This is a genomic window from Phyllobacterium zundukense (assembly GCF_025452195.1).
GTDB classification, from domain to species: domain Bacteria; phylum Pseudomonadota; class Alphaproteobacteria; order Rhizobiales; family Rhizobiaceae; genus Phyllobacterium; species Phyllobacterium zundukense_A.
In genome coordinates, this window is record NZ_CP104973.1 from 3,094,708 (window position 1) to 3,107,652 (window position 12,945).

At 55.9% G+C, this 12,945-nt stretch carries 12 protein-coding genes; 6 read left to right on the forward strand and 6 right to left on the reverse strand.

Annotation, left to right across the window (positions count from 1 at the left end; genetic code table 11):
- Window positions 1-89 precede the first annotated feature (89 nt).
- The 5 genes from N8E88_RS27515 to glp are packed head-to-tail and all read left to right on the forward strand — an operon-like array spanning window position 90 to window position 5,530.
- Complete coding sequence (locus N8E88_RS27515) at window positions 90-1,979, forward strand: peptidylprolyl isomerase (protein WP_262293344.1); 1,890 nt, start codon at window positions 90-92, stop codon at window positions 1,977-1,979.
- A gap of 12 nt (window positions 1,980-1,991) precedes the next feature.
- Complete coding sequence (gene trpD, locus N8E88_RS27520; protein WP_262293345.1) at window positions 1,992-3,011, forward strand: anthranilate phosphoribosyltransferase; 1,020 nt, start codon at window positions 1,992-1,994, stop codon at window positions 3,009-3,011.
- 2 nt (window positions 3,012-3,013) lie between these two features.
- Window positions 3,014-3,832, forward strand: coding sequence for an indole-3-glycerol phosphate synthase TrpC (trpC, locus tag N8E88_RS27525; protein WP_262293346.1), 819 nt, complete (start codon window positions 3,014-3,016; stop codon window positions 3,830-3,832).
- Window positions 3,829-4,320, forward strand: a complete 492-nt coding sequence (gene moaC / locus N8E88_RS27530) for a cyclic pyranopterin monophosphate synthase MoaC (RefSeq protein WP_262293347.1) — start codon at window positions 3,829-3,831, stop codon at window positions 4,318-4,320. Before trpC ends, moaC begins: the two co-directional genes overlap by 4 nt.
- 1 nt (window position 4,321) lies before the next feature.
- On the forward strand, window positions 4,322-5,530 hold the full coding sequence (gene glp / locus N8E88_RS27535; protein WP_262293348.1) for a molybdopterin molybdotransferase MoeA: 1,209 nt from the start codon (window positions 4,322-4,324) through the stop codon (window positions 5,528-5,530).
- Between the two features lie 5 nt (window positions 5,531-5,535).
- Here glp and N8E88_RS27540 read toward each other — a convergent pair whose 3' ends face one another.
- The 6 genes from N8E88_RS27540 to N8E88_RS27565 form a co-directional block, all read right to left on the reverse strand.
- On the reverse strand, window positions 5,536-6,591 hold the full coding sequence (locus tag N8E88_RS27540; RefSeq protein ID WP_262293349.1) for a Gfo/Idh/MocA family protein: 1,056 nt from the start codon (window positions 6,589-6,591) through the stop codon (window positions 5,536-5,538).
- Entirely contained in the window at window positions 6,591-7,373 is a 783-nt protein-coding gene (locus N8E88_RS27545) for a ThuA domain-containing protein (RefSeq protein WP_262293350.1), read from the reverse strand. Before N8E88_RS27545 ends, N8E88_RS27540 begins: the two co-directional genes overlap by 1 nt.
- Window positions 7,374-7,406: 33 nt before the next feature.
- Window positions 7,407-8,414 carry an ABC transporter ATP-binding protein gene (locus tag N8E88_RS27550; protein ID WP_262293351.1) on the reverse strand — a complete coding sequence of 336 codons (1,008 nt, stop codon included), beginning with the start codon at window positions 8,412-8,414 and terminating at the stop codon, window positions 7,407-7,409.
- A 12-nt stretch (window positions 8,415-8,426) separates the two neighbouring features.
- On the reverse strand, window positions 8,427-9,257 hold the full coding sequence (locus N8E88_RS27555; protein ID WP_262293352.1) for a carbohydrate ABC transporter permease: 831 nt from the start codon (window positions 9,255-9,257) through the stop codon (window positions 8,427-8,429).
- Complete coding sequence (locus N8E88_RS27560) at window positions 9,257-10,207, reverse strand: carbohydrate ABC transporter permease (protein ID WP_262293353.1); 951 nt, start codon at window positions 10,205-10,207, stop codon at window positions 9,257-9,259. Before N8E88_RS27560 ends, N8E88_RS27555 begins: the two co-directional genes overlap by 1 nt.
- A 92-nt stretch (window positions 10,208-10,299) precedes the next feature.
- On the reverse strand, window positions 10,300-11,562 hold the full coding sequence (locus N8E88_RS27565) for an ABC transporter substrate-binding protein (RefSeq protein WP_262293354.1): 1,263 nt from the start codon (window positions 11,560-11,562) through the stop codon (window positions 10,300-10,302).
- Window positions 11,563-11,884: 322 nt separating this feature from the next.
- On the opposite strand from N8E88_RS27565, the gene N8E88_RS27570 reads away from it, so the two are divergent.
- Window positions 11,885-12,913, forward strand: coding sequence for a substrate-binding domain-containing protein (locus tag N8E88_RS27570; RefSeq protein ID WP_262293355.1), 1,029 nt, complete (start codon window positions 11,885-11,887; stop codon window positions 12,911-12,913).
- The last annotated feature ends 32 nt before the right edge of the window (window positions 12,914-12,945 follow it).

Genomic DNA, 12,945 nt, shown 5'->3' on the forward strand with positions numbered 1-12,945 from the left:
TCACTCGATAAAGCAATCGACACAAGCCTTCCATGACGCTATTCCCCTATGGATTCAAATAAGCCTCTTGACTGATACGGTGACTTTTAATGCTCGACTCTCTCCGCAATGTTGCACAAACCTGGGTGGCAAAAGTGCTCATGGGCCTTCTCGTGGTCAGCTTTGCCGGATGGGGTGTTTCCAGCACAATCCTCGGCGCAATAAGCGGTACCGCAGCCATTCGCGCTGGACATTCCGAAGTGTCGCCGGTCGATTACCGCTTGGCCTACGACCGCCAACTGGCTGCACTGTCGCAGCGCTTCGGTCAGCGGCTCACGCGCGAGCAGGCGGATGCCATCGGAATTGGTCATCAGGTGCAGGGGCAGCTGGTTGCGGGCGTGGTTCTCGACGAACAGGCGCGTACCATGTCGCTTGGCCTGTCAAAGGATCGTCTGGCACAGCTCGCCGCTGAAGATCCGGCATTCCAGGGCGCCGATGGCCGCTTCAATCCAGCGCAGTTCGATATGGTGCTTCGCAACGCCGGTATGAGCCCGCAAAACTATCTCGACAACCGTGCACAAGTCGCACGCCGTCAGCAGATCGTCGAAGCCGTTGCCGATGGCGTCAAAGCGCCTGACACCCTGCTTAAAGCGGTTGCTCTTTATAAGGGCGAGTCACGCACGGTCGATTACGTCGCCATGCCGAAGAGCTTCGTGAGCGATATCGCCGATCCCAGCGATGCGGATTTGAAGACATATTTCGATGCAAACAAGGAAGTCTACGGCGCGCCGCAATACCGCAAGGTAAGTTATGTCAAGCTTGAACCAAAGGATATCGCCAATCCTGCCTTGGTGACACCCGAAGAGATCAAGACTGAATATGACAAGAACATTGCGCGCTATTCGACGCCGGAAACGCGCACCATCGAACAGTTGACCTTTGCAAATGACGATGCAGCAAAGACTGCACATGACAAGATCGCGGCTGGAAGCAGCTTCGACGATATTGTCAAGTCGGAAGGCAAGACGATGGATGACGTTCGTCTCGGCACATTCCCGAAAACCGGCCTGCCCGATCAATCGATTGCCGATCCGATCTTCGCACTTCAGGCAAACGGTGTCAGCGACGTGCTGAAGGGGGCATTTGGGCCGGTTCTTGTTCGTGTATCGGCTGTCAACCCGGAAGTCACCAAGCCTCTCACCGAAGTCGAGAAGGATATTCGTGAGACCATAGCTTTGACACAGGCAGCGTCCGCGATTGCGGATGTGCATGATGCCTATGAGAATGCGCGCGCTGACGGTGCGAGCATGGCAGAGGCCGCAGCAAAGCAGAACCTCAAGATGGTGACGATTGATGCCGTTGATTCCAGTGGCCATGGTGCCGATGAGAAGGAAATCGCCAATCTGCCCTTCGATGAGAACCAGTTGGCAGCAGTCTTCCAGGCGGATGTCGGTTTCGACAATGAACCTTTCAATCTCGGCACCAACAGCTATCTCTGGTACGACGTCGACAGCGTAACGCCTGCCCGCGAGCGCCCGCTCGATGAGGTAAAGCCGCGCGTTGTCGCAGCATGGAAAGCAGCTGAAGCCGAAAAGCGCCTCAACGAGAAAGCCGAGGAGGTGCGCAAGCGCGTCGCCGGCGGCACATCGCTCGATGATATCGCGGCCGAATTCAAGTTCACCAAGGATACGAAACGCGGCATTACACGCCAAAGCAAGGATGCCGATCTCGGTGAAGGCGGCGTTGCATCGGTCTTCGATGGTCCGGAAGGGCTTGTTGGTGTAACGGAATCGGCGTCCGACGGCTCGAAACTGATCTTCAAGGTCACAGAGTCGATCGAACCGGCGAATGTCGGACCGGAAACCTTGACGACCGTGGAAAGAGATGCGTTCGGTTCTCGAATTGCCGACGACCTGCTCGACCAGCTTGTTGTGCAATTGCAGACTGTCTATCCAGTTTCCATTAACCAGACCGTCATCAATCAGGCACTTGCACGTTAGGTCAGACAGAAAATGGCTGAATTAAAGCGTTTCATCGGCATAGCGGCTACAGGCAAAGCGCTCTCGCAAGAGGAAGCCGTCGAAGCCTTCGACATCATGATGTCGGGACAGGCAACGCCGGCGCAAATCGGTGCCCTGTTGATGGCGCTGCGGGTGCGTGGCGAGAATATCGACGAGATCAGTGGCGCCGTTTCCGCCATGCGTTCAAAGATGCTGAAGGTGAATACGTCTTCGAATGCCATCGATATTGTCGGAACAGGCGGCGATCAGTCGGGCTCGTACAACGTGTCCACCTGCGCTGCATTCGTTGCTGCCGGTGCCGGCGTTCCTGTCGCCAAGCATGGCAATCGTGCCTTGTCATCGCGTTCCGGCGCGGCCGATACACTGGCAGCTCTTGGCATCAACATCGAAATTGGCCCGGAACTGATTGCCACCTGCATTGAACAGGCCGGGATCGGCTTCATGTTCGCGCCCATGCATCACCCCGCGATGAAGCATGTGGGCCCGGCGCGCGTCGAGCTTGGCACACGCACCATCTTCAATCTGCTTGGCCCTTTGACCAATCCGGCAGGCGTCAAACGTCAACTTGTCGGCGTATTCGCACCTGAATGGGTCGAGCCCATAGCGCACGTTCTGAAAAACCTCGGATCCGAAACCGTTTGGGTCGTACACGGCGATGGTCTGGACGAGATCACCACAGCCGGCGTGACCAAGGTGGCGGCGCTGGAAAACGGAAAAGTTCGCACTTTCGAGATCGATCCGGAATCCTTTGGCTTGCGACTGGTGGATCCGCAGGATTTGAAGGGCGGTACAGCGGATGAAAATGCAGTGTCCCTCCTTTCGGTACTTGATGGTGCGCACGGCGCTTATCGCGATATCACCCTGTTCAATGCCGGTGCAGGGCTTGTAATTGCCGGTGTAGCGGCCGATCTCAAGATTGGCATAGAAATGGCGGCCCATTCGATTGACAGCGGTGCTGCCCGAAATGTGCTTAAAAAGCTGGTTCATGTTTCCAACAGCGAGGCGCTTTGACCATGGTTGATATTCTTCGCAAGATCGAGGCCTATAAGCGCGAGGAGATCGCTGTTGCCAAGACAAACGTCACGCTGGATGAGCTGAAGGTACAGATAAAAGGCCAGGACTCGCCGCGCGGTTTTCTCGCTGCCCTGGAGAAGAAACGCGCCGCCGGACAGTTCGCACTGATCGCCGAGATCAAGAAGGCCAGCCCTTCGAAAGGCCTGATCCGTCCGGATTTCGATCCGCCAGCATTGGCGAAAGCCTATGAGGAGGGAGGAGCCGCGTGCCTCTCTGTACTGACCGACGCGCCGTCATTTCAGGGCGCTCCGGAGTTCCTGCAAGCCGCCCGTGCGGCGACCAGGCTACCCGCTCTGCGCAAGGATTTCCTGTTCGACATCTATCAGGTCTATGAAGCGCGCAGCTGGGGTGCTGATTGCATTCTCATCATTATGGCAAGCGTCACCGACGACGTAGCCCGTGCTCTGGAAGAAACGGCCGTTGCGCTCGATATGGATGTGCTTGTCGAAGTGCACGATGAGGCGGAACTCGAGCGCGCGCTGAAATTGAATTCGCCTTTGCTCGGCATTAATAATCGTGACCTGCGCACGTTCAACGTGGACCTGGCAGTATCGGAACGCCTAGCGAAATTGGTGCCCTCGAGCAAGTTTCTGGTCAGCGAGAGCGGTGTCTTCACGCATGCCGACTGCCAGCGGCTGGCAAAATCCAGCATCGGCACATTTCTCGTCGGCGAAAGCCTCATGCGCCAGGATGACGTGGCGGCGGCCACGAGAGCACTATTGCAGGGCACCGCAGACAAGCAGACAGACGCGGCATGACAGCACCCAAGCTTACGCATCTCGACGAGACGGGCGCCGCCCATATGGTCGATGTCGGCGCCAAGGCTGATACGGAACGGGTGGCCGTCGCTGAAGGCTCGGTGAGAATGCGCTCGGAAACACTGGCGCTTATCAAATCCGGCAATGCTGCCAAGGGCGACGTGATTGGAACGGCGCGGATCGCCGGGATCATGGCGGCGAAAAAGACCCATGATCTGATCCCGCTTTGTCATCCGCTGCTCTTGAGCAAGATATCCATCGATATAGAGGCCGATGACACCTTGCCGGGCCTACACGTCGTCGCAACAGTCAAATTGACTGGCAAGACCGGCGTCGAGATGGAGGCGCTGACCGCCGTTTCTGTTGCATGCCTGACGATTTACGACATGGCCAAGGCTGCAGACAAGGCGATGGTCATCCAGGATATCCGCCTTCTGCGGAAGACCGGTGGCAAGTCCGGAGCATGGTCAGCGGCGCACGAGGGATAATATGGCAGGACTTCTTCCGGTCGACGAGGCACTGAGGCGTATTCTCGCCAGCGCAGAGAAACTTGAAGCAGAGCTTGTCCCGCTTGCCGCTGCCGGTGGTCGTGTTCTCGCTACTGATGTTCATGCCAAACGGCAGCAGCCCCCTTTTGCGGCCTCCGCCATGGACGGATACGCGGTTCAAGCCGCCGACGTGGCCGCAGTTCCGGTCACGTTGAAACTTATCGGACAATCGGCAGCAGGGCATGCGTTTTCTGGCACTATGAAAGCTGGCGAAGCGGTTCGCATCTTCACTGGAGCTCCGGTTCCCGAGGGTGCGGACAGTGTCGTGATCCAGGAAAACACAGTTGCGGGAGATCGCCAGGTCGAGATCACAGAAACCGTCACATTCGGCAGGAATATCCGTAAAGCCGGTCTGGACTTCGACGAAGGCGATCGGCTGCTTCAGGCTGGACGCGTTCTTGATCCGGCCGCGCTTGCCCTCGCCGCCGCAGCCAATCATCCGACGCTTGAAGTGGTTCGGCTGCCTCGCGTGGCTATTCTCGCGACCGGCGACGAATTGGTTACCCCGGGTGAGAATTACCGGCCGGACCAGATCATTGCCTCAAACAGTTATGGACTGGCGGAGATCGTGCGCCAGGCTGGCGGGGTGCCGATCGATCTAGGTGTAGCCGAGGACCGGCTTGAAGCCTTGAGCGATGCGCTCGATCAGGCTGTCGCGGCCAAAGCAGATATTCTGGTCACGCTTGGCGGTGCTTCGGTCGGAGATCATGACCTCGTTCAACCGGCACTCGCTGCCAAGGGCATGGAACTCGATTTCTGGAAAATTGCGCTGCGACCAGGCAAGCCGTTGATGTTTGGCCGCCTGCAGAACATGAAAATCCTTGGCCTGCCCGGCAATCCGGTATCGAGCCTGATTTGCGCGCATATATTTCTGATCCCGTTGATACACGCCATGCTCGACTTGCCCCATACGCCTGATCTTCGTTCGGCAGTTCTTGGGACCGATATGGGCACCAATGACCAGCGTCAGGATTATGTTCGCGCGCGCATCACCAAAGACGACAGCGGACAACTGATTGCGACGCCGTTTGTTATGCAGGATTCGTCCATGCTGAAGTTTCTGGCGGATGCCAACGGCCTGATTGTCCGTGAACCGCATGCACCCGCGATCAAGGCGGGATCGACATGCAGTGTGATGATGCTACGCTGATGCTACTACGCTGATCCTTCGAGACGGTGTTCCTTGCGGTCGACTTCGGTGACGGTGGCAAGGTCGATTGCCTTCTGCAATTTGGCCGCGTGACGGAATGATGGTTCGAGCGTCCGCCCCTGTCCCACGGCTTCGACAAAGCGTTGGTAATTGGTCGGTACCGGCTCGACTTCGATTTCCTTCCAGGTCGCCGTCTCGATATCGTCGCCAAGGCAAACGAACAGTTTGGATCCGTCGTGACGATGCTGGATTTCAAATGAACCCTTGTCGCCATAAACACGCAAACGCAGCTCATTCACGTGTCCAGTGGCCCAGCGACTTGAATGTATCACGCCAAGCGCTCCATTGGTGAAGCTCACCGTCATGGTAAAACTGTCGTTCGCGTCGAGTTGATATTCGCCGATCCGATTGCCATCCGCCTTGTCGAAAGCTTTGAGACGGCAAAAAACCTCGTCGATTTCCGTGTCCGTGGCGTGGACGACAAAATCGAGAATGTGGACGCCCACATCACCGAGGGTACCGTTGGATCCATGCTGTTTCGACAGACGCCACAGCCATTGGCTTTCTGTGCGCCAATCGCCCCAGACTTTTGATACGAGCCAGCTTTGCAGGTAGGACGCCTCGACATGTCTGACCTTGCCGATCTGGCCGCTCGTCACCAGCCGTCGGGCGGTTTGTAACTGTGCAACGTTGCGATAGGTAAGATTGACCATGCCGACCAGATTGGCCTTTTCGGCAGTTTCGGCCATCTCCACGGCATCGTGATAGTTCGTTGCAAGAGGCTTCTCGCAAAAGACATGCTTGCCGGCAGCAAGACATTTCATTGTCGTGGGATGATGCGCGCTATCGGGGGTTACGTTGGCGACGGCATCGAATTCGCCCCAGGCAAGCGCGTCCTCAAGTGAAGTGAACGCCCGTTCGAACGAATATTTGTCACGAAACGCTTCCGCCCGACCCTTGTCGACGTCAACCGCACCGGCAAACAAGACGCCCTCGATATCGATAAAATTTCTGGCATGGGCGCTCGCCATGTGGCCAGTCCCCAGGATTAGTAGACGCATCAACGAAAGCCTTCCTCGCCGGGCTCGTGCAAACTTCCGCCGCGTGCCGTGATGGGCTCCAAAGCTTTCTCGACCGGTACATTCGGCGCTGCAGTAATATCCGGAAAACGCAGCGGATTATAGGCCCAGTTCACCGCATTGCGCAGTACGAGCCCGACAGTTTCGTCATGATAAGTCGGATAGGTCTCATGTCCTGGACGGAAGTAGAAAACATTGCCTGCGCCCTTGCGATAGGTAAGCCCAGAACGAAAGACTTCGCCGCCCTGGAACCACGACACGAATACAGTTTCCAATGGTTCCGGCACAGAGAATGGTTCGCCGTACATTTCCTCGTTTTCCAGCTCGAAAAATGCTGGCAATCCCCTGGCGATTGGATGACCGGGGTTAACAACCCAGAGACGTTCCCGCTCTCCCGCCTCGCGCCAGTTCAAAGCGCAGGGTGAACCCATCAATTTCTTGAAAATCTTCGAAAAATGCCCCGAATGCAGAACTATCAGTCCCATCCCTTCCCAGACCCGCTGGGCTACACGCTCGACTACCTCGTCGGCAACGTCGCCATGAGCGCGGTGTCCCCACCAGACAAGGACGTCGGTCTCTTCCAGTACCTTGTCCGTCAGGCCATGCTCCGGCTCCTGCAAGGTCGTGGTTTTGATGCTGAGGTTGGTATCACCCTTCAAAAGCTTGGCGATCTGATTGTGCATGCCTTCCGGATAAATCTCGGCAACTGTTTTATTGATCTGTTCATGGACGTTCTCGCCCCAGATAAGCGTACGAATTGCCATTGGTCTTTCCTCGTCATTGATGCGGAGATTTCGTCAATTTGCCGCCGGGCGGCCGGATTGGTCAAAACGGTGGATGTTGTTGTTAACGGGCGCAACGCAAAGCAGTTCCCCCGGCTGTTGGTGTGCCGAGCCGTCCTGCCGTACCACCAAGGGTTCCTTGGCGCCGATATCGATATAGAGGAAGCTCTCGGATCCTAGATTTTCCGCCAAAAGAAGCTTGCCTTTCCAGAGACCGTCCTTGTCCTTGATTTCCAGATGCTCCGGCCGCACCCCCAAAATGTCGGTCTTGTAGGCATCCGCGAATTCCTCCGTGAGGAAATTCATCTTGGGTGAGCCTATGAAACCGGCAACAAAGATCGATTGCGGCTTTTCATAAAGCTCCAATGGCGTGCCAACTTGCTCGACATTGCCATCCCGCAGAACACAAATCCGGTCTGCCAGCGTCATCGCTTCCACCTGATCGTGCGTTACATAGATCATCGTCGTATCATGCATCTTGGCGTGGAGCTTGGCTATTTCAAGACGGGTCGCGACACGTAGCGCGGCATCGAGGTTGGACAGCGGTTCATCGAAGAGAAAGACCTTCGGATCGCGAACAATTGCCCGGCCGATGGCAACCCGCTGGCGCTGGCCGCCGGAAAGCTGCTTGGGGAGCCGGTCGAGATAGTCCGCAATCTGCAGCATTTCCGCTGCCTTGTGCACCCGCCGTTTGACATCGTCCGCGCTGCCCTTGGCCAGCTTCAGGCCGAACGCCATGTTGTCATAGACGGTCATATGCGGATACAGCGCATAGGATTGAAACACCATGGCGATGCCGCGCTGGGAAGGCGTTAGGCTGTTGACGATCGTCTCATCGAAAGCGAGCGTCCCTGCGGTGATCTCCTCAAGCCCGGCGATAAGCCGCAGCAGCGTCGATTTTCCGCAACCCGACGGGCCTACAAAAACCATGAACTCGCCGGGCTCGATTTCGAGGTCCACACCCTTGATGACATCATATGTACCAAAGGATTTTCGGAGATCTTGCATTCGAATAGTGGTCATTTGAAGCACTCCTTAGCCTTTGACACCGCCAGCCGTGAGGCCGGAAATAATCTTGCGTTGAAAGATGAGGACGAGGACGACCAACGGCACCGTGACGATCACCGAGGCTGCCATGACGATCCCCCACGGTACCTCGTGCGCACTTGAGCCGGTAAAGAGGGCGATGGTGACCGGCACCGTGCGGGTTTCCGTCGAGGATGTGAAGGTCAACGCAAAAAGGAACTCGTTCCAGGCCGCTATGAAGGCAAGCAACCCCGTCGTTACCAGTGCAGGCCACATTAGAGGCAGAAACACCCTTGTTATGATCACCCAGGGCGTAGCGCCGTCGATGATCGCGGCCTCTTCGATCTCGACCGGCAGGTCACGCATGAACGTCGTCAGTACCCATACGGTGAATGGCAGCGTGAAGATCATGTAGGAAAAGATCAGCCCGCCGAGTGTGTTATAGAGACCCAGAAGCCGGATGATTTCGAACAGACCTGCGAGAACGGCTATCTGCGGGAACATGGAAACTGACAGAATCGTCAAGAGTAACAATGAGCGCCCGCGAAATCGAACCCTGGACAAAGCAAAAGCCGCCGTCACCGCCATCAGCAGGGAGAGGGTCACGACGCATGCCGATACAATGATGGAATTCAACAGGTTGCGGGCAAAACTTCCCGAAGCGATAACGTTCACATAATTCGCTACGGAGAATGAAGTCGGCCAATATTCGATCGTGAAAATCGCACTACCGGTTCTAAAACTTGTGATGATCGCGTAGTAAAACGGGAAAACTGCGCAAACAACGATCACAGCGACAAGCGCATAGAACGCTGTGTTCTTGATGATGGACATCGGCATCAGCGCTCTCCTCCGTCCAGCTTCACACGGCCGATCCAGATCGCCAGAATAGTCATGAGCGCTATAACCAGAAATAACAGCGTCGACTGGGCCGAGCCGTAGGCGAATTTATCGAAGTCGATCAGATTTTCGCGCGCCAGAACCGACATGGTCTTGGTCTGGGCACTGTTTGGCGTCAGCACATAGATCAGGTCGAAGATCCGCATGGCGTCGAGCAGCCGGAAAATGATCGCCACCATGAGCGCTGGCTTCACCAGCGGCAACGTGATCCGAAAGAATTGTTTGACGGGATGAGCACCATCAATACGCGCCGCTTCATAAATATCGCCGGGGATCATCTGCAGGCCCGCAAGGATCAAAAGCGCCATGAACGGTGTCGTTTTCCACACATCGACGATCAGCACGGCGATCATTGCGGTATCGGAACTTGCGGTCCAGGCAATCGGATGGTCGATCAGCCCCACGCGCATAAAGAGGTCGTTGAGGATGCCGAACTGATCATTCAGCATCCATCCCCACATGCGCGCCGACACGATGGTCGGGATCGCCCAAGGGATCAGTATTGCCGCACGCACAAGGCCCCTGCCCTTGAATTCGGCATTAAGGACGAGCGCTATGATCATTCCAAAAATGGCCTCGAGTGACACCGAGATAACGCTGAAGCGAACCGTGTTCCACACAGCGTTCCACCAGGCCGGATCGACCAGCAGTCCGGAATAAATCGTCCGCCCGCTTTTGAGCTGTATCCACGAAAGATAATTCTTGAAACCCACCCACTTGGCCGCATCGATGTTGGTCAGCGAGGCATCAGTAAAGGAAAAATAAATCGTACGGATCAGCGGCCAGCCTGCAACAACCGCCAAAGCCAAAATCATGGGAAGAAGAAACAATCGCGCGGAGCGCGAGCGCTGACGCAAGAGTTCCGAACGCACAGTGGGAGACGCTGTCATCAAATTTCCGCCCGTGATGATTGCATTCAGGGTCGATCAGCCTATCTGTGCGAATGACGTAAATCCTTCGCACCATGCCGTTGACTGGCAGGCTACCAGCTACCTCCCTGAAGTTCCGTCAGCTTGGCTTCCAGAAGCTCAAGATTATCGGCAGCAGTTCCGTTACCGGACAACGTATCGTGAACCGCGCTCCAGAACAGGGACGACACTTCATTGTATTTGACCTTCGTGGGTGCGGATGGACGAGGCACGGACGTCTCGAATACCGGCTTCCAGTTCGTGATTACCGGTTGAGCCGCGGCGATATCCTTATCGTCATAGAGAGCCTTCAGCGTAGGCAAATTGGCGATTTCGATCGCCCGTTCCTTCTGTTGTTCAGGCGCAGCAAGGAATCTGACCAGTTTGATCGCTTCCTCGGGTGATTTTGTATATTTCGAGATCGCGAGATTCCAGCCGCCCAATGTCGCTGCGGAACTTTGCCCCTCTTTCGAGCTCGGGAGGGTCGTCACGTCGAATTTGCCTTTGATCGCGCTGTCGGGGCCATTACCCAGCGCGTAGGCATAAGGCCAGTTGCGCATGAAGACGGCATTCCCCGTCTGCCAGACGCCGCGGCTCTCCTCTTCCGTATAGGCCAGGACGCCTTTTGGCGCGATCGTATCGATCCACCCCTTTGCCCGGTCTACTGCAGTAACCGCTTCGGGATTGTTGATCGAGATCGTGCCGTCGGACTCTATGATCTGGCCGCCTCCCGAAGATTTGATCCATTCGAGCGCGTTGCAAGTCAGGCCCTCATAGGCGTTACCCTGGAAAACATAGCCATACATGGCCTTGTTGCCAGCCTTGCGCTCGCCCTCCTGGATTTCCTTGGCAGTCGCAGCCATCTCATCCCAGGTTTTGGGAACCGGCTTCTTGTATTTCTCCAGCAGATCCTTGCGGTAGTAGAAGGCGGGCGCATCTGTATACATCGGCATGGCAACGAGTTTGCCATCAACCGTCTGGCTTTGGATCATTGATGGAAAGTGTTGATCGACGACATCCTTCATGGCCTCTGTCAGATCAAGAAACTGGTCGGCCAATTGCGGCGCCCAGATCACATCCGTGCGGTAGACATCGATGTCCGTATTCCCTGCAGCAAGCCACAGCCTGTACTGGCCAAACTGATCGGAGCTGTTTGCGGGCATCGCGACAATTTTGACTTTATTACCCGTTTCCTTTTCGAAACGGTCGAGCTGCTTGCGCAGGAACTCGCGCCCGTTGCCGGTATCACCCGAGGCGATCGACAGGTCGGCGGCGAACGCGCCCGAGCAGATAAGCGTGGTAGCCAAAAGGCTGACAAAAATTGATTTCGCTCTCATGATTTCCTCCCGTAAATCCAAGTGGAACAACGCGTACTGGTGGTGCGCCGTTCCAATTTATGAAAACTCCTCCTCGAACACTTTGAAGCATTGATGCAAAATATCAATCCAAAGCGCTTTGGACAAAGGGTGACAAAGGCAGGTCTTACTGTCAAGTTGGAATATGAGATGTCCGCAAAAATCCAGAGAATGAAGCCTGTCTATTTCTACCTGTATCCATCTTGGGTTGAAATTACTTTCAAAGCGCTTCGAAATTGCGCTATGATAAGGTATGTGCATGCCCCTCTGATTAAATGAAATTTGCACGCTTGGATCGTCTGATATGAAACTCAAGGAACTGGCCGAACAACTTGGGCTCTCGCAAACGACGGTCAGCCGCGCGCTCAATGGCTATCCGGAGGTCAACGAGGCGACACGGGAGCGGGTCAACAAGGCGGCTCTCAAGTTTGGTTATAGCGCCAACGCCAATGCGCGCCGCCTGGCGATGGGGCGTGTCGGCGCGATTGGAATTGTCGTGCCGATCCACAGCAGCGAACGTTTCGGCCCGCATACCAGCGAGTTCTTGTCAGGCCTGGCGGAGCGCCTCTCGCGTGACGAAATCGATTTTCTGATCACCCCTCTGATCAACAATGACGAGATTTCCGCCTATAGACGTCTGATCTCCAGCAAGCGCGTCGACGCGATGATTGTCTCACATCCTTCCCTTGTCGATGAGCGCGTTGCTGTGCTTACGGAAGCCCAATTTCCGTTTGTGCTTCATGGGCGGACAAACATAGACGCGCCGCACGCCTGGCTGGATATCGACAATAAGGGTGCCTTCTATCAGGCAACGTCACATCTTCTCGATCTTGGCCACAAGCATATTGCCATGATCGATGGCCTTAAGGGATTCACCTTCTCGGAGCATCGCGAGGAGGGTTATCGTGATGCGCTAACGGAACGCGGTATTTCGATCGACCCGCATTTTATCGTGCACGACTGTTTTTCCGACGAGATCGGTTTTCGCGAAACCCAGCGTTTCCTGTCCTTGCAGCCTCATCCAACCGCCATTCTCGCAGGATCGATGATGACCGCATTGGGCGTCTCCCGGGCGATCCGCGCCAAGGGCTACCAGCTTGGCAAGGAAGTTTCGATCATCGCCCATGATGACGTCTTTCCCTATCTCAATGCCAGCAACATGGTTCCGGCGATGACGACGACACGTTCTTCGATAAGAGCGGCAGGTACGCGGATTGCAGAAATGCTTGTCCGCTTGCTCGATGGCGAGCCACCAGAAACCATCCACGAAGTTTGGCCGGTTGAACTGATTCTGCGCCAATCGAGTGGCCCGCCGGTTATTCCGGCTAAGTAACAGCTGACCCGCGTTTCTCGGCTTCCATACAC

Excerpts from the sequence above, each read along its gene's own strand:
- N8E88_RS27515 (WP_262293344.1), top strand. The coding sequence starts at position 90 with ATGCTCGACTCTCTCCGCAATGTTGCACAAACCTGGGTGGCAAAAGTG.
- trpD (WP_262293345.1), top strand. The coding sequence starts at position 1,992 with ATGGCTGAATTAAAGCGTTTCATCGGCATAGCGGCTACAGGCAAAGCG.
- trpC (WP_262293346.1), top strand. The coding sequence starts at position 3,014 with ATGGTTGATATTCTTCGCAAGATCGAGGCCTATAAGCGCGAGGAGATC.
- moaC (WP_262293347.1), top strand. The coding sequence starts at position 3,829 with ATGACAGCACCCAAGCTTACGCATCTCGACGAGACGGGCGCCGCCCAT.
- glp (WP_262293348.1), top strand. The coding sequence starts at position 4,322 with ATGGCAGGACTTCTTCCGGTCGACGAGGCACTGAGGCGTATTCTCGCC.
- N8E88_RS27540 (WP_262293349.1), bottom strand. The coding sequence starts at position 6,591 with ATGCGTCTACTAATCCTGGGGACTGGCCACATGGCGAGCGCCCATGCC.
- N8E88_RS27545 (WP_262293350.1), bottom strand. The coding sequence starts at position 7,373 with ATGGCAATTCGTACGCTTATCTGGGGCGAGAACGTCCATGAACAGATC.
- N8E88_RS27550 (WP_262293351.1), bottom strand. The coding sequence starts at position 8,414 with ATGACCACTATTCGAATGCAAGATCTCCGAAAATCCTTTGGTACATAT.
- N8E88_RS27555 (WP_262293352.1), bottom strand. The coding sequence starts at position 9,257 with ATGCCGATGTCCATCATCAAGAACACAGCGTTCTATGCGCTTGTCGCT.
- N8E88_RS27560 (WP_262293353.1), bottom strand. The coding sequence starts at position 10,207 with ATGACAGCGTCTCCCACTGTGCGTTCGGAACTCTTGCGTCAGCGCTCG.
- N8E88_RS27565 (WP_262293354.1), bottom strand. The coding sequence starts at position 11,562 with ATGAGAGCGAAATCAATTTTTGTCAGCCTTTTGGCTACCACGCTTATC.
- N8E88_RS27570 (WP_262293355.1), top strand. The coding sequence starts at position 11,885 with ATGAAACTCAAGGAACTGGCCGAACAACTTGGGCTCTCGCAAACGACG.